Genomic DNA, 21,345 nt, shown 5'->3' with positions numbered 1-21,345 from the left:
GCATCCGCATTCGGGCGCGCAGCGCGCATCCGTGCGCGTGGCGCCTCATCGACCAGGAAGCATCTCATGGGCACCCCTTTCATCGGCGAAATCCGCATGTTCGGCTTCGGCCGCACACCCCAGGGCTGGCAGGCGTGCGACGGCTCGCTGCTGCAGATCTCCGAGTACGAACCGTTGTACGTCCTGCTTGGCACCGTCTACGGCGGCAATGGCACCACCACCTTCGCGGTGCCGGATCTGCGCGGTCGCCTGCCCATCCATCAGGGCCAGGGGCCGGGGCTCAGCAACTACGTGCTTGCCCAAAAGGCCGGCACCGAGACGGTGACGTTGACCGACCTACAGATGCCGGCACATACGCACACCGCGCAGGCCACGACCGAGGCGGCGACCGCCACCGCGCCCGCCGGTCTGCTCCCAGCCGCCGTGAGTGGCGCCTTGTTCTATGCCAGCGACACCAGCGGTACCACCACGCTGGCAATGTCCACGCAAAGCACCTCGTTCGCCGGCGGCAACCAGCCGCACGACAACACCATGCCGACACTGACGGTGCAGTACTGCATCGCCACCACCGGCATCTTCCCGCAACAGGCCTGATCCCTGCGCCGCGCCGGCATGGCTGCGGCACGCATCCGCTGCATCGGAGGAATCCGCTCATGACCGAACCCTATCTCGGCGAAATCCAGCTGTTCGGCTTCGACTACAACCCGTATGGCTGGGCGCTGTGCAACGGCGCCGTCCTGCCGATCACGCAGAACAGCGCGCTGTATTCGCTGCTCGGCGTGGCCTACGGTGGCAATGGCAGCAGCACGTTCCAGTTGCCGAACTTCACCGCGCGCGCCGGCTGCCAGCAAGGCCCGGGACCTGGGCTGACTGCGCACACGCTGGGCAGCAACTTCGGATCGGCGGGCGTCAGCCTGCAAAGCACGCAGATCCCGATGCACCAGCACGGCGTCAATGCGTTCTCGCAACCGGATCCGGCCAAGAAGACCGGCACCCCTGCCAGCGGTGCCGCCCTGTCGTCACTGAACAGCACCAGCGAACGTCCGTTCCTGGCCGTCGCGCCGAACACGCAGTTCTCCCCGACCATGGTGATGCCCACCGGCAAGGGGCTGGCGCACGAGAACCGGCAGCCGTATCTGGCGGTGAACTTCTGTATCGCGCTCAGCGGGGACTACCCCGTCTTCAGTTGAGCGGCCACACGGCCAGTGCTGCGCCTGTGCCGGCGTTTCCCGCCAGGCACGAGGCCATCGAGGCGCCAGCCGCGCTGCGGACGCGTGGCGTGGTGCTGCGCGCCGCGCACGCGGGCGACCTGCCCTGGCTGCGCGACCTGTACGCCAGCACGCGCCACGACGAGCTGGCCGCGGTGCCGTGGCCGGAACCGGCCAAGCGCGCTTTTCTCGACCAGCAGTTCGCCTTGCAGCACGCGCACTATCTGCAGCATTTCCCTTCCGCCGACTTCCTGATCGTGGAAGACCCGCGCGGGCGGCTGGGTCGGCTGTACCTGGACCGCAGCGCGGATCCGCACGTGCTGGTCGATATCAGCCTGCTGCCGGACTGCCGCGGACAAGGCATCGGCAGCGCGCTGATCGCACATGCACAAGCACTCGCGAAGGCGGACGGGCGAGCACTCACACTGCACGTGCTGCATGCCAACCCCCAGGCGCAGCGGCTTTACGCGCGCCTCGGCTTCGTCGCCGGCGAAGCCGGCCAGACCCATCTGGCCATGCGCTGGGACGGCTCCGGCGCGGGGCCGGAGACGCGCCTCAGTTGAACACCGCCTGATACAGGAAGCCGTCGCGTTCGCGCGCGACCGGCACCAGGAAGATGCCGATCTCGCCCAGGCGCGGATGACGCATCTGGTAGGTCTGCTGCGGAAACAGGAACGCCGAGCCGTTGCGGAACAGCAGCGAGAACGGGGCGCGCCGCGCCGCGGGGGACGTCGGCAGCGGCCGTGCCTCCACCAGCACGAACGCGACCTCGCCCTCGTTCAACTGCGCCGCGAACGTCTCGTTCACGCTTCCGGCGAAGTGTTCCAAGCTCAACAGCTCCATCCTTGACTCCAGGTGTGGTTCGGCACGGGCGCCTGCCGGCATCGTCGCGTGGCGTCGCCAAGCGCACAAGCACGTGCCGGCATTTGTCCACACGGCATGCGGCGACGACGCGCCCGACGCGATCGCGGGCCGGGCAGAGACGCTGCGGCATGACACGCTGTTGCATGAACAGGGCGAAGCCGGCGCGCACACCGGCCCTTGCGGTGCCACAATACTGCACGGGCCAGTTCGGTTAAGTTCAGCCGAACGGATCGATCCTATGTTGTATTTTCGTTAAAGGTCGCGATGGCGTCTTCCGAACCCAATCTGGTGCAGTTGTCGGGCGTGCGCATCGACCGCGGCGGCCGCGCGATCCTGCGCGACGTCTCGCTGCGCGTGCCGCGCGGCAGCATCACCGCCGTGCTCGGGCCGTCCGGCAGCGGCAAGTCCACGCTGCTGGCGGCGCTGACCGGCGAACTGGTGCCGGCCGCGGGCACGCTCGAGGTGTTCGGCCAGCCGCTGCCGCGCGGCAGCCGCGCGCTGCGCGAGACGCGCAAGAGCATCGGCGTGCTGCTGCAGGGCAATGGCCTGCTCACCGACCTGAGCGTGGCCGAGAACGTGGCGCTGCCGTTGCGCGCCCACACCCGCCTGCCCGAGCCGGTGCTGCAGCGGCTGGTGGCGCTGAAGCTGCACGCGGTGGGCCTGCTGGCCGCCGCCGATGCCTGGCCGCGCGAGCTGTCCGGCGGCATGGCGCGGCGCGTGGCGCTGGCACGCGCGCTGGCCCTGGATCCGCCGCTGATGATCTACGACGAACCCCTGACCGGCCTGGACCCGATCGCCTCCGGCGTGATCATGAGCCTGATCCAGCGCCTCAACCACACCCTGGGCCTGACCAGCATCATCGTCAGCCACCACGTCCACGAGACCCTGCCGATCTGCGACCAGGCCGTGGCCATCGCCAACGGCGGCGTGGTCTTCGCCGGCACCCCGCAGGAATTGCAGGCCAGCAGCGATCCGCTGCTGCAGCAGTTCCTGCACGGCCGCCCCGACGGCCCGATCCCGTTCGATGCGCCGCAGCGCGCGCGGAGCGCCGCCTGATGGCCATCGTTGCCCCGATCCGTTCCCTGGGCCGCGCCGGGCTGTTCTTCCTGACCGTGCTGCGCGGCTCGCTGCCGACCCGCGACCTGCTGGCCGAGCTGATCCGCGAGATCTACAAGGTCGGCGCGCGCTCGCTGCCGATCATCGCCGTGGGCGGCGCCTTCGTCGGGCTGGTGCTGACCCTGCAGGGCTACCGCACGCTGCAGACCTACGGCGCCTCCGATGCGCTGTCGACCCTGCTCGGCCTGTCGCTGTACCGCGAACTGGCGCCGGTGCTGACCGCGCTGCTGTTCATCGGCCGCGCCGGCAGTTCCATCGCCGCCGAACTGGGCCTGATGCGCGCCACCGACCAGATCAAGGCGCTGGAGCTGATGGCGATCGACCCGGTGGCCAAGGCGGTGGCGCCGCGCTTCTGGGCGGCGGTGCTGACCGTGCCGCTGCTGACCGGCATCTTCTGCTCGCTGGCGATCAGCGCCAGCTATTTCGAGGCGGTGGGCGCTCTCGGCCTGGACCGCGGCACGTTCTGGTCGGCGCTGTCGAGCAGCGTGGATTTCTGGGACGACTTCGGCGTGGCGATGCTGAAGTCGGCAGTGTTCGGCGGCACCGCGGCGCTGGTGGCGGCCTATGTCGGCTTCCACGCCGAGCCGACCATCGAGGGCACCTCGGTGGCCACCACCCGCGCCGTGGTCAACGCCTCGCTGCTGGTGTTGATGTTCAATTTCGTCATGTCGGCGCTGCTGTTCCGCTGAGCGGCGCCAACGCGTAGCCAGCCGGCGACGGCAGGCTCCGCGGCAACATCCCGGTCGCGGCACTGGCGCCGCGGCCACGCTGAATCAACAAGGTAGACACGTTATGGCTCTCCGTGGTCCCCGTCTCGAGTTCGCCGTCGGCGCCTTCCTGCTGCTGGGCCTGGCCTCGCTGCTGGTGCTGGCGCTGGCTTCCACCAACCGCCAGTGGGGCTTCGGCGGCCACCGCTACGACCTGATCGCGCGCTTCTCGCAGATCGGCCAGCTGCGTGCGCAGGCGCCAGTGAAGATCGGCGGCGTCATCATCGGCCAGGTCGCCAAGATCGACCTGGACCCGACCAAGTTCGACTCGGTCGTCACCCTGTCCATCGACGACAAGTACAAGGATCTGCCGGCCGACACCTCGGCGGCGATCCTGACCAGCGGCCTGCTGGGCGAGAGCTATGTCGGCCTGCAGCCCGGCGGCGACCCGGACACGCTCAAGCCCGGCCAGGAAATCGCCTTCACCCAGCCGGCGGTGGACCTGATCCAGCTGGTCGGCAAGTACATGTTCGGCGGCGGCAGCGCCGGCGGCGACAAGAACGCAACGCCCGCTGCCGCACCCTCGGCCGACCCCACCACGCCCGCAACGGAACCCAAGCCATGACGATCAAACTGCTTTCCGCCGCTCTCGCCGCCGCGCTGGCCGTGGCCGCGCCCTCCGCCGCCCTGGCCCAGGCCGCGGCGCCGGCGGCCTCCGCCGCCCAGGCCGGTTCGGCCAGCAAGGTGGTGCTGGAGAACAGCACGCGCATCCTGACCACGCTGGAACAGCGCCGCAACGAGTTCAAGAGCAACCCCACCGCGCTGCGCCAGTTCATCGACAGCGAAATGAACAAGTCCTTCGATCGCGACTACGCCGCCCGCCTGGTGCTGGGCGTGCACGGCCGCGGCGCCTCCGACGCCGACGTCAAGCTGTTCGGCGACGCGATGGCCGACAACCTGATGCAGCGCTACGGCACTTCGCTGCTGACCTTCGAAGGCAAGCCGCAGGTGCGGGTGAAGTCGGAAACCCCGCTGCCGGGCGGCCGCGGCGTCAAGGTCTCGACCGAGCTGCTGCGCAGCGGCGGCGACCCGGTGCCGGTGGACTACCTGCTGCGCAACACCGGCGCGGGCTGGAAGATCTTCGACGTGATGGTCGAGGGCGTGTCCTACGTGCAGACCTTCCGCAACCAGTTCGACACCCCGCTGCGCAACAAGTCGATCGCCGAGGTCGCGGCCGAGCTGCGCAACGGCACGCTGCAGGCGGCACCGGCGAGCAACAGTGGCAAGTGATGCGCAACTGCGCCGCGACGGCGACACGCTCGCGCTGAGCGGCGTGCTCGACCGTGCCGCGGCCACCGCGCTGTGGCCGGCGGCGCTGCGCGCGCTGCCGGGCGCACGCGCGCTGGACCTGCAGGCGGTGTCGCGGGTGGACAGCGCCGGGTTGGCGCTGCTCGCCGAACTCGCCGCGCGCCTGCGCGCCCAGGGCCAGGCCGAGGTCGCCATCCATGGCGCCCCGGCCGGCCTGACCGACTTGAGCGCCGCCTACCGGCTGGCCTCGACCCTGGACTTCCACTCTCCCCCTGCGGCGAGCTGACACATGAACGTGCTGCGTATCCTCACCTCCCTGACCCTGGCCGCCGCCCTGGGCGCCTGCGCCGGCGCGCCCAAGCGCACGCCGCCGCCTCCGCCGGCGGCCCCGCCCGCGCCCGCCATGTCCATGCAGGACCAGACCGGCAGCGGCGCCGCCGCACCGGCCCCCGCACCGGCCCCCGTGGACACGGCGGCCGCGACGGCCGATGCCGCCCAGGCGGCCGCGACGGCGCCGGCCCCGACGACCGCGCAGGACCCGACCGCGTCCGCCGATGCGGACTACGCCGCGATCTACGGCAGCGACCCGTACAACCCGGTCGCCGATCCGACCCTGCCGGCAGGCGTGCAGGCACCGCAGAGCTACGACCCGTGGGAGAAGTACAACCGCAAGGTGCATGCCTTCAACAACGTGGTCGACCGCGCGGTGGCGCGGCCGCTGGCCCGCGCCTACGTCAACGTGGTGCCGCGGCCGGTGCGGCTGGGCGTGACCAACTTCTTCGACAACCTCAGTTCGCCGCTGACCATGGTCAACCAGTTGCTGCAGGGCCGTCCGCTGCAGGCGGGGCAGACCCTGAGCCGGTTCCTGATCAACAGCACGCTGGGCATCGGCGGCATCTTCGACCCGGCCACCGACGCCAACCTGCCGCGGCGCAGCGAGGACTTCGGCCAGACCCTGGGCGTGTGGGGCTGGCGCCGCTCGCGCTATCTGGAACTGCCGTTGTTCGGTCCGCGCACGGTGCGCGATGCGTTCGGCCTGGTCGGCGACGCGCCGCTGTCGCCGCTGCAGCAGATCGAGGAAGACCGGGTGCGCATCGGCCTGCAGGGTCTGCAGTTGGTGGACACGCGGGCGCAGTTGCTGTCGCTGGACAGCCTGCGCGACCAGGCGCCGGACGAGTATCAGTTGACCCGCGATGCCTGGCTGCAGCGCCGCAACTATCAGATCGAGAGCGACATGCGCGGGCACAAGCGCCAGGACGACGATCTGCCGGCCTATCTGCGCGAGGAAGAGACCAATCCGACGGTACCGGTGGACGCGATGCCGGTCCCGGAGTGGCGCGGCGGTCGCTGAGTTAGGCGCACGATCCACCTACGAAAAGCCCGGCCTCGGCCGGGTTTTTTGTGTCTGAAGCTTTGCTGCCATCGTTTGTTGACGCAGCGCGATGTGCTGGAATGAGCGCGCGGTTTGCAGTGGATGAGCGAGTGTCGCGGCGGACTACAGAGTGCAGCCGGCTTTGCTGTCGCTGTTGCTCCTGCTGTTGCTCCTGCTGTTGCTCCTGCTGTTGCTCCTGCTGTTGCTGTTGCTGTTGCTGTTGATTTATCGGGGTCCCCTCGGCGCGGCAGCCACGGCGGGCGAATACCCGAAGGGCGACGCGCAGGATGCGCGTCGTTTTTTGCCGGCACATGGATGTGCCGTCGAAAAATGCCCGTCGTGGCTGCGAACCCGGAGCGCGTAGCGCGGAGGGCGCGCTGCGGGGTGTGCTTGACCAGCCTTCGGCTGTGGTAAAGCGCTTCTTTTGGTTACTTTTCTTTGCACAAGCAAAGAAAAGTGACTCGCCGCAAGGCGAAAGCTTTGCTGTTGCATTTGCTGCTACTGCGGCGGCGGCCGCTGGATTGTAGGAGCGGCTTTAGCCGCGACAGACAGAACGGACTCTCGCTGTCGCGGCTGAAGCCGCTCCTACAGCTCTTCTCGTCCGACAGACAAACTTCAATCAACAGCAGTAGCGACAGCAAAAGCTTTAAAGGCTTTCGCCCTAACGGGCGAGTTACTTTTCTTTGCTCGCGCAAAGAAAAGGTAACCAAAAGAAAGCGCGCCCTGCCTACGCGCCCTCCGCGCTGCGCGCTCCGGGTCCGCGTCCAGCCCGGGGATCCGCGGAAGGGGCATCCTGCCCCTGCCGCGGACGGCGCACATCCCTGTGCGCCGCCCCTTCGGGGTTTTTCCCCGCGCTGGCCGCCGCTTCGGAAGGGAACCCGGTAAATCAAAAGCAAGGGCAATAGCCAAAGCCAAGCAACAGCAACAGCCAAGGCAACGGCAACGGCAACGGCAACGGCAACGGCAACCACGTCGATGCTGCACGCCTTGCGTAGGAGCGGCTTCAGCCGCGACAAACGACGCCGGACAACCGAGCAAATGACATCGATAACCTCTCCGGCTCGGCACCAGCTACCTAGACGCCACAACATCACCTTCAACGCGCCCAAGCACCGACTGATGGCCTAGAGCGCAGCGCGCCGTTACCCCAGCGCCGCGTCGATCGACGCGCGCAGGCGCGGATCTTCGGCGGTGACGTCCGGGGCGAAACGCCCGTGGACCTTGCCGTCGCGGCCAACCAGGAACTTCTCGAAATTCCACAGCACCCCCGGCGCCGGATTCGGCTCGATGCCGTAGCCGGCCAGCTTCTCGCGCATCGGGCCCTCGCCCTCGGTGTGCGGCTGCGCGGCGATCAGCGCGCGGTACAGCGGATGCGTGGCCTCGCCGGTGACCGCGATCTTGGAGAACATCGGGAAGGTCACGTCGTAGGTGAGCTGGCAGAACTGCTGGATCTCCGCCTCGCTGCCCGGCTCCTGGCCCTTGAAATCGTTGGCCGGGAAACCGAGCACTTCCAGGCCGGCCGCCTGCTTCTCGCGGTACAGCGCTTCCAGGCCCGCGTACTGCGCGGTGAGGCCGCACTTGGAGGCGACGTTGACGATCAGCAACACCTTGCCCTCGAACGCGGCGAGGGTGGTCGGCTCGCCGTCGATGCGGGTCAGCGGAATGGCGGTCAGCGACTCGGACATGGGGCATTACCTCGGTCGAAAGGAAGCGCCAGCATAGTCGCTGCCGGCACAGCATGCGCAGTGCCGTGACCGCGTGACTCAGCGCACCGACAGCTCGCCCGTGTCGGCACGTGACACCCGCTTTTGCTGCGGATCATGCGCTCCCGTAGGAGCGGCTTCAGCCGCGACAGCCGCGCCCACAAAACCTGCTCGCGACTGCCACAGGAGGAACAAGAGCCGCCGCTACACATGTGCCGCTCGTCGCGATCAGAAGCGCGCGTAGCGGCCAGCTGGCGAGCAGGCGAGCGGCCTGGAGACGACAACCTATCCGCGATGTCGAATTGCATCGACACTGCAGGCAAGACAACGACACCTGCGTGCTGCGCGATCGGCACAGCGCGCGCATACGAAGCGGCCGCGCCAGCCCATCCAGGTCGCAACGTTGCATCCGACATGGCGCCTGTCCGTCGCACGCCATTCCGCGCCGACGCAACCGCCACACCGTCTCCAATCCCGGCTCCCGCCGCTCAGCGCGCGGCTCTCACTGCCCGTCGTCGCCCGCGGGCTCGTCCGCCTCCGCCTCGTCCAGCGGCAGCGACAGTTCCAGCAGCGGCGCGGCCTGCGCATCGGCCAGGGTCTCGACCCCGCGCAGGCGGCGTTCGATGGTGCGGGTCTTGCGGCTGGCCTCGCCCAAGCTCTTGCCGACGGTGCTGATCTGCTTCTCGGCCTTTTCCAGGATGCCGGCGAACTTGCCGAACTCGCTCTTCACCGCCGCCAGCACGCCCCACACCTCGCTGGAGCGCTTCTCGATGGCGAGGGTGCGGAAGCCCATCTGCAGGCTGTTGAGCAGGGCGGTGATCGTGGTCGGCCCGGCGACGACGATGCGGTGCTCGCGCTGCAGCAGGTCGGCCAGGCCGGGGCGACGCAGGGTCTCGGCGTACAGGCCCTCGGTGGGCAGGAACATCACCGCGAAGTCGGTGGTGTGCGGCGGGGCGATGTACTTGTCGCAGATCGACTTGGCCTGGACCCGGATCGCGCGCTCCAGCTGCGCCCCCGTCGCCTGCACCAGCTCCGGGTCGCCCTGCTCCTGCGCATCGAGCAGGCGCTCGTAGTCCTCGCGCGGGAACTTGGCGTCGATCGGCAGCCACACCGGCGTGTCCTCGTGGCCGCGGCCGGGCAGGCGCACGGCGAAATCGACCATCTCGTTGCGCTCCGGGCGCACCCGCACGCCGCGCGCGTACTGCTCCTGGGTCAGGGTCTGCTCAAGGATGTTCTCCAGCTGCACCTCGCCCCAGCCGCCGCGGTTCTTGACGTTGCTCAGCACGCGCTTGAGGTCGCCGACGCCGGTGGCCAGCTGCTGCATCTCGCCCAGGCCGCGCTGGACCTGCTCGAGCCGTTCGGAGACCAGCTTGAAGGAGGCATCCAGGCGCGTGTTGAGGGTGGTCTGCAGCTTTTCGTCGACGGTGCCGCGCATCTGCTCGAGCTTGGCCGCGTTGTCGGCCTGCAGTTCCTTCAGCCGCTCCTCCAGGGTGCTGCGCATCTCGCCCATCCGCTGCTCGTTGCGCTGGACCAGGTCACCCAGGCGCTGGCCGAGCGTGTCGGCGAAGCGCTGCTGTGCGTCCGCGCCTTCCTGGCGGCCCTTGCGCGCGTCCTCGAGCAGCGCCTCGCGCAGCGCACCCAGTTGCGCGTCGATGCGCGCGACCAGCTCGGCCTGCTGCTGGCCGAACTGCGCCATGCGCGCGTCCTGCTGCTGGCCGAAGGCATCGAGCTGGCCGCGGATCTCGACCAGGCGCTGGCTCAGCAACTCGGCCATGCGCTGCTGTGCGGCGCCGGCCTCGACCCGGCCACGCCGCGCGTCCTCGGTCAGCGCTTCGCGCAGCAGGTCCAGGCGCTGGTCGGTACGGGTGGACAGGTCGGCCAGGTGGCGGGCGAAGCCTTCGCTGCGCGCGTCCTGCTGGCGGGCCAGGCTGTCGAGCTGCTCGCGCAGTTCGCCACGGCCGCTGCGCTGCTCCTCGCGCAGGGCCGCCTCCAGCGCGGTGTGGTTGCCCCGCCGCAGCAACACGGCCAGCAACAGGGCGATGACGGCGCACAACAGGCCGGCGAGGATCAGGAAATGGACATCGTTCTGCATGCGGTCAGTGTAGCCGGCCGCGTCTCAATCGCTGCGCCACGCGCCGGCAGGCGGAGGAGAGCGGATATACCTTGGTATCGCCGCCATGGCCTCATGCAGGCTGGTACGGGCATGGGCCGCGTGCCAAGCTTTGCGCCATCCGCTGCTGGCCCGGCCAGCGGGCGGCGCCGCGGCAGCACGCCGCGCCCGGCCATCGCGCATCGCGCGATCCGTTCCCCTGACCCCGGAGGCGCGCATGGACCCCGATCCGCATCGACGCGGCGTCAGCGCCGCATTCTCTCCCCATTCTCCCCGCCTGGTCGCTGCCCGGCGCTGAGCCGGAAGACGCCCGCCGCCCACGCCGCGACGTCCTTGCCGGCCACGCGCCGCAAGGAGGTCGTCATGTTCGTGTTCTCGCTGTTTTCCCGCCATCTCCGTCTGCAGCGCTGCCTGCAGCGTGCGCTGCGTGCCGCGGTCGCCATGCGCCGCACCGAAGCGCTGCGCCATCTGCTCGCCGCCCATGGCGCCCGCGCCTTCGCCCTGGCGCTGTCCGCGCAATCGCCGCGGGTGATGGCCGATGCGCTGTCGCTGCTGCCCGTCGCCGACCGCATCCGGGTCCGCGCGCGGCTGCCGCATGCGGCGCAGCGGCGCCTGCACGCCGCCGGGGTGAGTGCCCCGGCGGCGCACTGGCTGCATGCCGCCCTGGCCTGGTGGCCCGGGGTACGCTGACACCCGCGCGCCTGCCGCCACGGTGCCGACTGCCATCTCGCCCCGGCATCATGCGCCCCTGCATCCGCTCATTCCCTTTCCCGGAGCCGCCATGATCGCTCCCCTCGCCCACCGGAACGCGCCCTGATGGAAGCCCTGCGCCTGTTCAATCTCGGCTCGCTGCTCGACACCCTGGTGAGCCTTACGGCCGCCTTCGTGCTCGGCGCGATCATCGGCTTCGAGCGCCAGGTGCGCCAGCGCACCGCCGGGCTGCGCACCAACACCCTGGTCGCGGTCGGCGCGGCGATCTTCGTCTCGCTCGGCGACCGCCTGTTCGAGATCCACGGCGGCACCCAGGGCGCGGTGCAGGTGGTGGCCTACGTGGTCTCCGGGATCGGCTTCCTCGGCGCCGGCGCGATCATGAAGGAAGGCGCCAACGTCACTGGGCTCAACACCGCGGCCACGCTGTGGGGATCGGGTGCGGTCGGCGCCTGCGCCGGTGCCGGACTGGTCGCCGAGGCGGTGCTGGCGGCCATGTTCGTGCTGCTCAGCAATACCCTGCTGCGGCCGATGGTGAACCGCATCAACCGGCATCCGCTGAAGGAATCCTCACTGGAAGCCACCTACATGTTCTATGCGATCTGCGCGCGCGAGGTGCATGGCGAAGTGCGCGAGCGGCTGATCGAGCTGCTGGAGGAGGCGCACTACCCGGCGCGCGAAGTCGAGCAGCATCCGTTCGGGCAGCAGGACGTGGAGATCGCCGCCACCCTGTACGCCACCGCGGTGCGCGCCGAGGAACTGGATGCGGTGGTGCAGCGCCTGGAGGGCGAACCGGGTGTACAACAGGCGTTCTGGAACGCCGGCGCCGAAGCCTGAGCCACCATGCCCAACCTCGTTCCTCCCATGTCACGTCGATGATCGCCTGGTTCAAGCCGCTGCCGCCGCACCGCCGCCTGCTCGGCCTGGCCGCGCTGGGCCTGGCGCTGGGCGCGATCTTCGTCGCCGACACGGTCACCGACTACGCGGTGGCGGCAGCGCTGTTCTACACCGTGGCGATCCTCGGCGCGGTGCGGCTGCTGGCGCCGGCCGGGCTGGGCGTGCTGGCCGGGCTGTGCGTGGTGCTGATCGTGCTCAGCTTCCATCTCACCCATACCGGTGCCTACCGGGTCGGCGTGATCAACTCGGCGATCAGCATCGTGGTGGTGGCGGTGACCGCCTCCATTGCGGTGCGCATGGAGCGCGCCAAGGCCGCCGCGCACGCCGCGCAGGCGCAGTTGCTGCGGCTGGCGCGGGTGCGCAGCCTCGGCAGCCTGACCGCCTCGATCGCGCACGAGGTCAACCAGCCGCTGGCGGCCATCGTCACCAGCGGCAACGCCTGCCAGCGCTGGCTCGACCAGCAGCCGCCGAACCTGGACAAGGCGCGCGCGGCGCTGGCGCGCATCCTCGCCGACGCCGAGCGTGCCGGCGAGGTGATCGCGCGGGTGCGCAGCCTGACCCGCGGCGAGGCGCCGCAGCAGCGCGCTTTCGATCTCAATGCCGCGGTGGCCGAGGTGCTGGCGCTGTCGCAGGGCGAACTGGAGCGCAGCGCGGTCAGCGTGCACACCGAACTGTCGGCGCTGCTGCCGCCGGTATCGGCCGACCCGGTGCAGATCCAGCAGGTGATCGGCAATCTGCTGCTCAACGCGATCGAGGCGATGGCGGCCACGCCGCCGGCGCAACGCGCACTGCGCATCGCCACCGTGCGCGAGGACGCGCGCTCGGTGCGGCTGAGCGTGGCCGACAGCGGCGAAGGCCTGTCCGCGCAGGCGCAGGCGCACCTGTTCGATGCGTTCTGGACCACCAAACAGGGCGGCATCGGCATCGGCCTGAGCATCAGCCGCAGCATCGTCGAGGCAGGCGGCGGCCGCATCTGGGCCGAACCCGGGCGGCCGCGCGGCGCGGTGTTCTGCGTCTGCCTGCCCATCGCCAGCGGAGCCCGCCCATGACCGCCGACGCGAGCGCACGCCCGGTGGTGTACCTGATCGACGACGACGCCTCGATCCGCGCCGCGCTGGAAGACCTGTTCGCCTCGGTGGACCTGCAGGTACATGCCTTCGCCTCCACCCGCGACTTCCTGGCGCATCCGCGCACCGACGCGCCGAGCTGCCTGGTGCTGGACATCCGCATGCCCGGGCAGAGCGGCATGGACTTCCACCGCAACATGCACGAGGCCGGGCTGGCGCTGCCGACCATCTTCATCACCGGCCACGGCGACATCCCGATGAGCGTGGAGGCGATGAAGAACGGCGCCATCGAGTTCCTGACCAAGCCGTTCCGCGACCAGGACCTGCTCGACGCGATCGGCCAGGGCATCGCCCGCGACCGCGCGCGCCGTGCCGCCGATGCGGCCCAGGCCGAATTGCAGGCGCGCTGGGCGCGGCTCAGCGCCGGCGAACGCGAGGTGGTGGAGTTGGTGGTGCAGGGCCTGCTGAACAAGCAGGTGGCGGCACGACTGCAGCTCAGCGAGATCACGGTGAAGGTGCGCCGCGGCAACGCGATGCGCAAACTGGAGGTCGGCTCGCTGGCCGAACTGGTGCGACTGGCGGAGCGGCTGGGGCGGTAGCCGGTCGCGAGAACGCAAGTTGCCGCGTGCGGCGGAACACGTTCTGGCACACCGCTATTCGGTAGGAGCGGCTTCGGCCACGACAAGCGTCATCGGGAACGCCCGTCGCGGCTGAAGCCGCTCCTACGAGAGAGCGATCTCGGCGCGATACCGCCGAACGCGCATTCGCATCGACCCGCGCAGGCGCCGCGGGCATAGCTTTGCTGCACTGCGTTCGGCGACACTGCCGGGCTTGTCACTCCCGCACCCGAGGCCCGCATGTCGTTCCTGTTCCGGCGCAAGTCGCTCGACCTGGTCACCGTCCACGAGGCCGGCCGCCGGCTGGTGCCCTCGCTGAGCTGGCCGCATCTGGTGGCGCTGGGCATCGGCGCGATCGTCGGCACCGGCATCTACACCTTGATCGGGGTCGGCGCGCAGCTGGCCGGGCCGGCGGTGCTGGTGTCGTTCGCGGTGGCCGGGGCGATCTGCGCCTGCGCCGCGCTGGCCTACGCGGAGATGGCGACGATGATGCCGGCCGCCGGCAGCGCCTATACCTACAGCTATGTCGCGCTCGGCGAGGCGATCGCCTGGGTGGTGGGCTGGAGCCTGATCCTGGAGTACTCGCTGGTGGTCAGCACGGTGGCGGTGGGCTGGTCCGGCTACTTCGTCGGCTTCCTGCACTGGGCCAGTGCGCAGACCGGGTTCGACATGAGCCTGCCGGCGGCGCTGACCGCCGGGCCGCACGCCGGCGGCATCGTCAACCTGCCGGCGGTGCTGATCACCTTCGCCGTGGCCGGCCTGCTGATGGCCGGCACCAAGGAGAGCGCCACGCTCAACGCGGTGCTGGTGGTGCTGAAGCTGATCGCCCTGGGCATCTTCGTGGCGGTGGCGCTGCCGGCGTTCCAGAGCGCCAACCTGCACCCGTTCATGCCCTACGGCTTCCCCAAGACGGTCGGCGCCGACGGCGTGGCGCACGGGGTGATGGCCGCGGCGGCGATCATCTTCTTCGCCTTCTACGGCTTCGATGCGATTTCCACCGCCGCCGAGGAGACCAAGAACCCCAAGCGCGACCTGGCGATCGGCATCGTCGGCTCGATGATCGGCTGCACCCTGATCTACATCCTGGTGGCGCTGGCTGCGGTCGGCGCGATGCGCTACGACGTGTTCGGCGCCAGCGCCGAGCCGCTGGCGCTGATCCTGCGCGAACTCGGCCACGGCAAGGCGGCGGCGGCGATCGGCGTGGTCGCGGTGATCGCGCTGCCGACCGTGCTGCTGGCGTTCCTGTACGGGCAGAGCCGGATCTTCTTCGTGATGTCGCGCGATGGCCTGCTGCCGCGCGGGCTGTCCAAGGTCAACGCACGCACCGGCACGCCGGTGGCCACCACCCTGTTCACCGCGGTGCTGGTGGCGGCGCTGGCCGGCGTGGCGCGGCTGGACGAGATCGCTGCGCTGGCCAATGCCGGCACCCTGGCCGCCTTCATCGCGGTGGCCGCGTGCATGCTGGTCCTGCGCCGCCGCGAACCCGGCCGCACCCGCACCTTCCGCACGCCGCTGGCCTGGCTGGTCGGGCCGCTGGCGATCGGCGGCTGCCTGTACCTGTTCTGGAGCCTGCCGCATACCACGCAACTCTGGTTCGCGCTGTGGAACGCGCTGGGCGTGGTCGCCTACCTGCTGTACGGCCGCCGCAACAGCCTGCTGCAGCGCGCGCCGCAGACGCCGCGATGAGCCCGGAGTTCCAGGCGGCGCTGGCACGGCACATCGGCAGCGCCTATGCGCGCCAGCTGGCCCTGGCCGATGTGCTGGCCGAGCGTGGCTGGCAGGTGGACCTGGGCGAAGGCCGGGTGCGTTTCGGCGAGGATCTGTCGTTTCCGATGCAGCTGCTGGGCACTGCCGCCGAGGCCAGCGCCAGCTGGCTGTGGGCCTGGGCCAACACCGCCAGCAACCTGCCGTCGGCCTTGCTGACCGAAGCGCAAGCGCTGCGCCTGCACGGCGAGCGCGAAGGCATTGAAGAACTCGCCGCGCCGTCCTCGGCGCTGGGCGAGGACGGCGGCCACCACATCGCCCTGCTCGCCGGCGCGCTGCGTGGGCGCTGCTACTACCGCGCGCCGTACGACGGCGGCGCGCTGTTCTTCCTGCTCGACGACGTGCCGGCCGCGGTGTTCGCGCCGTGCGACGACGCCCGCGTGCTGCGCCTGCTCGGGGAACTGCCGATGCAGTTCGCGCTCGACCACCGTGCCATGAGCGAAGGCTTCCTGGCGGACCAGGGCTATGCGCTGCAGCGCGACGCCGCGCAGACCGTGGCGACGCGGGGCAACGCCCGCATCGTCCTGGAGTTCGATGCACAGGACCGGCTGGTCCGCGCGCAAGGCCAACTGGCCTCGGCACCGGCCGCCACGGCGGTCACGCCAACGCCGGCACCGGCCTGGCAGTTCTGGAAACGCAAGCGCTGAACACGGCGGCGGCGCGTCGCATCCGCGCCGCCGTACCGCGCCATTACCACCAACGCACGCCTTCGAACGGGTTCCAGCTGACGCTGCCCTTGCGCAGGTGCAGGTAGTAGGCGTAGTTGGCGGCCATGCCGACCAGCAGCGAGTAGGCGATGCCCAGGCAGCGGCCGACCACCTCGGGCAGGAACGCCGCGACGATGCCCACCGCCAGCGAGATGCCGATCAGGCCCAGCGCCTTGCGCCACATGCCGAGGATGAAGAAGTAGATGAAGCCGAAGAACAGGGCGAAGAAGTTCATGTTGATCTTCAACCGTTCCATGAACGGCAGCGCCTTGAATGCCGCCTTGTACTCGGGCGTGGAGGGCGCGCCGTGACGGTCGAAGAAGTCGAAGCGGAACTGCCACTTGGGGCTGAGCGGGGCGCGTTGCGGAAGATTGGGGGTTTCCATGCGGGAGCATCCGTGTTGTAAACGTTTTCAGTTTAACTGAATGGGGCGGTGCGCGCCAAATGGGGCGGCTGAAGCACCAGACTGGTGCGGGTGCGCTAGCGCCGGGATTGGGGATTGGGGATTGGGGATTGGGGATTGGGGATTGGGGATTGGGGATTGGGGATTGGGGATTGGGGATTGGGGATTGGGGATTGGGGATTGGGGATTGGGGATTGGCAACGGCAGGGGCTGGCGCTGACGCCGCGCCTGGCCCCGGGACGAGGTCTCTCCCCACCGCATTGCGGTAGTCAGCGGTTATCGGGTCGGGACTGAAGTCCCTCCCACAAAGCATGCCGGCGCGTAGCGCATCCGCTGCCGAGTGCCCATCTGTGGGAGCGTCTTCAGCCGCGACGCGCGGGGCGGCGGCCTCGCGGGGCCTGCGGCAACCACGCGTCATCGCGTCGGGACTGAAGTCCCTCCCACAAGGCTGGCCTGCGCGCGGCGCGTCCGCTGACGGATGCCAGCTGTAGGAGCGGCTTCAGCCGCGACGCGAGGGGCGATGCCCTCGCAGGGCTCTGCGGCAACCACAGGTCATCGGGTCGGGACTGAAGTCCCTCCCACAAGGCTTTGCCTGGCCCGTGGCGCGTCCGCTGGCGGGTGCCCATCTGTGGGAGCGGCTTCAGCCGCGACGCGCGGGGCAGCGGCCTCGCGGGGCCTGCGGCAACCACACGTCATCGCGTCGGGACTGAAGGCCCTCCCACAAGGCTGGCCTGCGCGCGGCGCATCCGCTGACGGATGCCAGCTGTAGGAGCGGCTTCAGCCGCGACGCGAGGGGCGATGCCCTCGCAGGGCTCTGCGGCAACCACAGGTCATCGGGTCGGGACTGAAGTCCCTCCCACAAGGCTTTGCCTAGCCCGTGGCGCGTCCGCTGGCGGGCGCCCACGTGTGGGAGCGGCTTCAGCCGCGACGCGCGGAGTGACGGCCTCGCAGGGTCCTGCGGTAACCACCGGTCATCGCGTCGGGACTGAAGTCCCTCCCACAAGGCTTGCCTGTGGCGCATCCGCTGACGGGTGCCAGCTGTAGGAGCGGCTTCAGCCGCGACGCGGGGCAACGGCCTCGCGGAGCGCTGCGGTCACCACCGATGATCGGGTCGGGACTGAAGTCCTCCCCACAGGGGCTTACCAACGCCGCGGATGGCAGCGTGCCGCCACGCCGAGCCAACGGCACGGGCCGCTATTGCGCCCGGGAGCCGCCCAGGCGCTGGCCCAGCGCGATCGCCGCGGCCACGTTGCGGGCCGCCTGGCGCAGGGCGTCCGCGGCGCCGGCCAGCGCGGCCTCGCGGGAGGACACCCGCTGCACCGCGCCGAACAGCGCGTCGATTCCCTGTGCCTGCAGGTCTGCCGCGCCCTCGCCCAGGCCACCGGCGATGGCCAGCACCGGCACGCCATGGCGCCGGGCGATGCGGGCGATCCCGACCGGCACCTTGCCCTGCGCACTCTGCCCGTCCAGGCGGCCCTCGCCGGTGACCAGCAGATCGGCGCCGGCCAGGTGCGCTTCCAGCCCCAACGCCTGCGCGACGATCTCCACGCCCGGCCGCAGGCGCGCGCCGAGGAAGGCCACCAGGGCCGCGCCGATGCCGCCGCCGGCGCCGGCGCCGGGCAGCTGCGCCACCGCCACGCCCAGGGTGCGTTCGATCGCCTCGGCATAACGCTGCAACCCGGTATCGAGCTGGGCGACCATCGCCGGCGTGGCGCCCTTCTGCGGCCCGAACACCGCCGAGGCGCCGGTCGGCCCGGTCAGCGGGTTGTCGACATCGCAGGCGACCTCGATCGTGCAGTCGCGCAGCCGTGGGTCCAGTCCGTCCAGTGCGATGCGCGCCAGCGCGCCCAGCGCGGCGCCGCCGGCCGCCAGGTCGCGGCCGTCCGCGTCCAGCAGGCGCACGCCCAGCGCCTGCGCCATGCCGGCGCCGCCATCGTTGCTGGCGCTGCCGCCGATGCCGATCAGCAGCCGGCGCGCGCCGGCGTCCAGGGCGGCCAGGATCAGTTCGCCGACGCCGCGGGTGCCGGTCAGGCGTGGATCGCGCCGCGGCGGCGGCACCAACATCAGCCCGCTGGCCGCGGCCATCTCGATCAGGGCGGTGCCGCCGTCCTCGCTCAGGCCGAATTCTGCTGTCACAGGCGCGCCCAGCGGGCCGGTCACGGTGCAGGCGACCCGGCGCCCACCACCGCCGGCGCCCAGCGCGTCCACCGTGCCCTCGCCGCCGTCGGCGAACGGCAGCAACACGTACTCCGCCTCCGGAAACACGCTGCGGAAGCCCGCCGCGATCTGCGCGGCCGCCTGCGCCGCGGACAGGCTTTCCTTGAACGCGTCCGGCGCGATGACGATCTTCATGCGGGGGACGCGGCGGGCGACCGCGTCTCGGCGTGGGGCGAGGCGGGCCGCTTCATGCGCGCGTTCGAAAGCAACATGGGGGTGATCATAGTCGCGGCCGGCGTGACGACGTACTTCGCCGTCTCAGGCTGGCGCCAGGTGCCGCATCACCTGCAGCTCGGCGATGGCCGCGGCATAGGGCGCGAAGCGGGCATCGCCGCTGGCGAAGGCATCGGCCGCCGCCTGTGCGCTGGCCAGGTCGCGCCAGTGCGCGATGTCGACGAACTGGTCGTCGCCGTCCAGCGGCGCATACGCGCGGTAATCGAGCAGGCCGGGAAAATCGGCAAGCGCAGCGCGCAGTTGTTGGCGCAGCGCCGGCATGCGCTCGCGGGCGTCGGGCTTGACGGTGAACACGGCGAGTTCGAGGACGCAATTGGAGTGGGACATGCAGGCATTCCGCAGTGAAGGAGGCGGCAGTCTGCGGACACCCTGCTGACACCGGGGTGTCAGTGCCCGCGCTGCGCCCAGGCCACGCGTTGATGCTGCAGGTACGCGTCCAGCGCCACGTGTGCCGGCACCGGCAACGGCGTCGCGCAGGGCTGTACCGCCTCGATCCGATCCAGGCGGAAATCGCGATACGCGGCGCGCAGCCCGCACCAGCTGCCCAGCGTCCAGTGCTGCCCCCAGTGGAACAGCCCCAGCGGCAGCACCGCGCGCTCGCTGGTCTCGCCCTGCAGGCTGCGATAACGCAGCCGCACGCTCCGGCGCTGCGCGGTAGCGGCGTGCAGCGCCTGCCAGCACGGCAACGCCACCGGCGCGGCGCGCAGTGCGCGTGCCACCCGCGGCACCGCCGCCGGCATCGGCAAGGCCGCCTGCAGCTTGTGCAGCAGGCTCCGCGCCGCCGGCTGCAGCTGGCCGCCACCGCTGCAGGCGAGCATCTCCACCGCCAGTTGCAAGGCCTCGACTTCCTCGCCCGACAGCGCCAGCGGCGGCAGGGCGAACGCCGGGTCCAGCCGATAGCCGATGCCGGCCTCGCCGTAGACCGGAATGCCGCCGAGCGAGAGATCGTCGAGGTAGCGGTAGATGCTGCGGACCGACAGGCCCAACTCGGTGGCAAGCACGGCGGCCGTCACCGGCTGGCGCACCCGGATCAGGTTGACCAGCTGGAACAGCCGCTCAGCCTTGCGCATGCGCGGCGCGCTAGTCCACCACGCGGCAGAACACCGCCTTGAGGTAGCGCGATTCCTGCACGTGGGCCATGAACGGGTGGTCGGCGCCGGCGCCGGCCACCTTCAGGATCTGGATGGTGCGGCCGGAGAAGTAGGCGGCGCGGCGCAGCATGTCCAGGAACTCGTGCTCGGCGACCAGGCCGGTGCAGGAGAAGGTAGCGAACAGGCCGCCCGGGGCGACCACGCCCAGCGCCAGCTTGTTCATGTCCAGGTACTTCTTCAGCGCCGGGATCACCTGGTCGCGGTCGCGGGTCATCTTGGCCGGGTCCAGGATCACCACGTCGTACTGGTCGCCGCGGGCAGCGGCATCGCGCAGGTACGGGAAGATGTCGGCCTGCACGAACCTGGGCCGCACATCGTTGAGGCGGGCGTTGCCCTTGGCGATCTCGATCACGTCCTCGTCGATGTCCACGCCGACCACCTCGGTGGCGCCGCGCACCTTGGCGTAGACCGCGAAGCCGCCGGTGTTGCAGCACAGGTCGAGCACGCGCTTGCCTTCTACCTGCTGGCTCAACCATTGGCGGTTCTCGCGCTGGTCGGCAAAGAAGCCGGTCTTGTGCGCGCCGGCCGGGTCGGCGCGGAAGCGCACGCCGTATTCGCTGATGATCGCCGGCTCCGGGCGCTCGCCGCTGCTGGACACCGGCCGGTAGTCGAAGCTCTCCTGCTTCTGCACGTGCTCCTCGGCGAAGCTGTAGAAGCGCGCGCCGGGGAACTGCGCGCGCAGCGCGACGTAGATCCACTCGCGGTGGCGGAACATGCCGGCGCTGAAGAACTCCACCACCAGCAGGTCGCCGTAGCGGTCCACCACCAGCCCGGACAGGCCGTCGCCCTCGGCATGCACCACGCGCCAGGCGTCGCTGACCGCATCCAGCTTGAGCACGTCACGGCGCAGCGACACTGCCTCGGCGATCTTGCGCGCGAACCAGTGCTCGTCGACGGCGATGTCGGGGTTGGTCTCGAGGATGCGCACGGCGATGCGCGAGTGGCCGTTGTAGAAGCCGCGGCCGACCCACGCGCCGTCCACCCCGACCACGTCCACCAGCGCACCCGGCTTGGGCTTGGCGGCGGGTTTTTCGACCAGTTTCTGGAAGATCCAAGGATGGCTGGAGCGCCAGGCGTTCTTGAGGCGGACAACGGGCAGGGGACTATTCATGAACGCCATTGTAGCCGCCCCGATTGACGGCACCGCCGGCAGCCGCAAGAATGCGCGCAGAAGGGGAGTAGCTCCCGACGT

General features: G+C 70.2%; 24 protein-coding genes. 16 read left to right on the top strand and 8 right to left on the bottom strand.

Annotation, left to right across the window (positions count from 1 at the left end; genetic code table 11):
- The first annotated feature begins 66 nt into the window (after positions 1-66).
- Genes NUG21_RS00795 through NUG21_RS00785 form a run of 3 tightly spaced genes read left to right on the top strand, consistent with a single transcriptional unit; the run spans position 67 to position 1,771 of the window.
- Entirely contained in the window at positions 67-594 is a 528-nt protein-coding gene (locus NUG21_RS00795) for a phage tail protein (protein ID WP_184502804.1), read from the top strand.
- A 59-nt stretch (positions 595-653) separates the two neighbouring features.
- The gene (locus NUG21_RS00790; protein WP_019797428.1) at positions 654-1,190 is read left to right on the top strand and encodes a phage tail protein; all 537 of its coding nucleotides are present in this window, start codon (positions 654-656) and stop codon (positions 1,188-1,190) included.
- Positions 1,191-1,246: 56 nt separating this feature from the next.
- Positions 1,247-1,771 (top strand): GNAT family N-acetyltransferase, encoded by a 525-nt coding sequence (locus tag NUG21_RS00785; RefSeq protein ID WP_263393140.1) that lies wholly within the window; start codon positions 1,247-1,249, stop codon positions 1,769-1,771.
- On the opposite strand, the gene NUG21_RS00780 is transcribed toward NUG21_RS00785, so the two are convergent.
- Positions 1,764-2,051, bottom strand: a complete 288-nt coding sequence (locus NUG21_RS00780) for a DUF6916 family protein (protein ID WP_019797426.1) — start codon at positions 2,049-2,051, stop codon at positions 1,764-1,766. The two genes, NUG21_RS00785 and NUG21_RS00780, sit on opposite strands and share 8 nt — an antisense overlap.
- Positions 2,052-2,336: 285 nt before the next feature.
- Between NUG21_RS00780 and NUG21_RS00775 the strand changes: the two genes are divergently transcribed.
- The 7 genes from NUG21_RS00775 (at position 2,337) to NUG21_RS00745 (ending at position 6,939) form a co-directional block, all read left to right on the top strand.
- A complete protein-coding gene (locus tag NUG21_RS00775; RefSeq protein ID WP_184502802.1) occupies positions 2,337-3,128 on the top strand; it encodes an ABC transporter ATP-binding protein in 792 nt (263 codons plus the stop codon).
- A complete protein-coding gene (locus NUG21_RS00770; protein WP_010341089.1) occupies positions 3,128-3,877 on the top strand; it encodes an MlaE family lipid ABC transporter permease subunit in 750 nt (249 codons plus the stop codon). Before NUG21_RS00775 ends, NUG21_RS00770 begins: the two co-directional genes overlap by 1 nt.
- A gap of 103 nt (positions 3,878-3,980) precedes the next feature.
- Positions 3,981-4,520 carry an outer membrane lipid asymmetry maintenance protein MlaD gene (gene mlaD / locus NUG21_RS00765; RefSeq protein WP_019796169.1) on the top strand — a complete coding sequence of 180 codons (540 nt, stop codon included), beginning with the start codon at positions 3,981-3,983 and terminating at the stop codon, positions 4,518-4,520.
- Positions 4,517-5,185: an MlaC/ttg2D family ABC transporter substrate-binding protein gene (locus NUG21_RS00760; protein ID WP_242081599.1), complete on the top strand. Its 669-nt coding sequence runs from the start codon at positions 4,517-4,519 to the stop codon at positions 5,183-5,185. Before mlaD ends, NUG21_RS00760 begins: the two co-directional genes overlap by 4 nt.
- On the top strand, positions 5,175-5,489 hold the full coding sequence (locus NUG21_RS00755) for an STAS domain-containing protein (RefSeq protein ID WP_184502800.1): 315 nt from the start codon (positions 5,175-5,177) through the stop codon (positions 5,487-5,489). The genes NUG21_RS00760 and NUG21_RS00755 overlap by 11 nt, the downstream gene beginning before the upstream one ends.
- 3 nt (positions 5,490-5,492) lie before the next feature.
- Complete coding sequence (locus NUG21_RS00750; protein WP_184502799.1) at positions 5,493-6,554, top strand: MlaA family lipoprotein; 1,062 nt, start codon at positions 5,493-5,495, stop codon at positions 6,552-6,554.
- Positions 6,555-6,717: 163 nt separating this feature from the next.
- Positions 6,718-6,939: a hypothetical protein gene (locus tag NUG21_RS00745; protein ID WP_263392014.1), complete on the top strand. Its 222-nt coding sequence runs from the start codon at positions 6,718-6,720 to the stop codon at positions 6,937-6,939.
- A 778-nt stretch (positions 6,940-7,717) separates the two neighbouring features.
- Here NUG21_RS00745 and NUG21_RS00740 read toward each other — a convergent pair.
- Together NUG21_RS00740 and rmuC are read right to left on the bottom strand one after the other, a co-directional pair.
- Positions 7,718-8,260: a glutathione peroxidase gene (locus NUG21_RS00740; protein ID WP_263392013.1), complete on the bottom strand. Its 543-nt coding sequence runs from the start codon at positions 8,258-8,260 to the stop codon at positions 7,718-7,720.
- A gap of 520 nt (positions 8,261-8,780) precedes the next feature.
- Complete coding sequence (gene rmuC, locus NUG21_RS00735) at positions 8,781-10,370, bottom strand: DNA recombination protein RmuC (RefSeq protein ID WP_184502796.1); 1,590 nt, start codon at positions 10,368-10,370, stop codon at positions 8,781-8,783.
- Between the two features lie 381 nt (positions 10,371-10,751).
- On the opposite strand from rmuC, the gene NUG21_RS00730 reads away from it, so the two are divergent.
- The 6 genes from NUG21_RS00730 to NUG21_RS00705 all read left to right on the top strand — a co-directional run bounded on the left by NUG21_RS00730 (position 10,752) and on the right by NUG21_RS00705 (position 16,088).
- Positions 10,752-11,078: a hypothetical protein gene (locus tag NUG21_RS00730; protein WP_184502795.1), complete on the top strand. Its 327-nt coding sequence runs from the start codon at positions 10,752-10,754 to the stop codon at positions 11,076-11,078.
- Positions 11,079-11,204: 126 nt separating this feature from the next.
- Positions 11,205-11,933 carry an MgtC/SapB family protein gene (locus NUG21_RS00725; RefSeq protein ID WP_184502794.1) on the top strand — a complete coding sequence of 243 codons (729 nt, stop codon included), beginning with the start codon at positions 11,205-11,207 and terminating at the stop codon, positions 11,931-11,933.
- A 38-nt stretch (positions 11,934-11,971) separates the two neighbouring features.
- The gene (locus NUG21_RS00720) at positions 11,972-13,042 is read left to right on the top strand and encodes a sensor histidine kinase (RefSeq protein WP_263392012.1); all 1,071 of its coding nucleotides are present in this window, start codon (positions 11,972-11,974) and stop codon (positions 13,040-13,042) included.
- A complete protein-coding gene (locus NUG21_RS00715) occupies positions 13,039-13,659 on the top strand; it encodes a response regulator transcription factor (protein WP_184502792.1) in 621 nt (206 codons plus the stop codon). The genes NUG21_RS00720 and NUG21_RS00715 overlap by 4 nt, the downstream gene beginning before the upstream one ends.
- 258 nt (positions 13,660-13,917) lie before the next feature.
- The gene (locus NUG21_RS00710; protein WP_242085064.1) at positions 13,918-15,363 is read left to right on the top strand and encodes an amino acid permease; all 1,446 of its coding nucleotides are present in this window, start codon (positions 13,918-13,920) and stop codon (positions 15,361-15,363) included.
- On the top strand, positions 15,360-16,088 hold the full coding sequence (locus NUG21_RS00705) for a DUF6882 domain-containing protein (protein WP_263392011.1): 729 nt from the start codon (positions 15,360-15,362) through the stop codon (positions 16,086-16,088). Before NUG21_RS00710 ends, NUG21_RS00705 begins: the two co-directional genes overlap by 4 nt.
- Before the next feature lie 43 nt (positions 16,089-16,131).
- Here NUG21_RS00705 and NUG21_RS00700 read toward each other — a convergent pair whose 3' ends face one another.
- The 5 genes from NUG21_RS00700 to NUG21_RS00680 form a co-directional block, all read right to left on the bottom strand.
- Positions 16,132-16,533, bottom strand: coding sequence for a DUF2628 domain-containing protein (locus tag NUG21_RS00700; RefSeq protein ID WP_184502789.1), 402 nt, complete (start codon positions 16,531-16,533; stop codon positions 16,132-16,134).
- 1,212 nt (positions 16,534-17,745) lie between these two features.
- A complete protein-coding gene (locus tag NUG21_RS00695; RefSeq protein WP_263392010.1) occupies positions 17,746-18,903 on the bottom strand; it encodes a glycerate kinase in 1,158 nt (385 codons plus the stop codon).
- Between the two features lie 123 nt (positions 18,904-19,026).
- Positions 19,027-19,329, bottom strand: a complete 303-nt coding sequence (locus tag NUG21_RS00690; protein WP_263392009.1) for an antibiotic biosynthesis monooxygenase family protein — start codon at positions 19,327-19,329, stop codon at positions 19,027-19,029.
- Between the two features lie 59 nt (positions 19,330-19,388).
- The gene (locus NUG21_RS00685; RefSeq protein WP_263392008.1) at positions 19,389-20,072 is read right to left on the bottom strand and encodes a helix-turn-helix transcriptional regulator; all 684 of its coding nucleotides are present in this window, start codon (positions 20,070-20,072) and stop codon (positions 19,389-19,391) included.
- A 10-nt stretch (positions 20,073-20,082) separates the two neighbouring features.
- The gene (locus NUG21_RS00680) at positions 20,083-21,264 is read right to left on the bottom strand and encodes a class I SAM-dependent rRNA methyltransferase (protein WP_263392007.1); all 1,182 of its coding nucleotides are present in this window, start codon (positions 21,262-21,264) and stop codon (positions 20,083-20,085) included.
- Positions 21,265-21,345: the final 81 nt, after the last annotated feature.

Source organism: Xanthomonas sp. CFBP 8445 (assembly GCF_025666235.1).
In the GTDB taxonomy this organism is placed as follows: domain Bacteria; phylum Pseudomonadota; class Gammaproteobacteria; order Xanthomonadales; family Xanthomonadaceae; genus Xanthomonas_A; species Xanthomonas_A indica.
The sequence above is the reverse complement of the archived record's forward strand: the minus strand, read 5'-3'. Positions and strand labels throughout refer to the sequence as shown.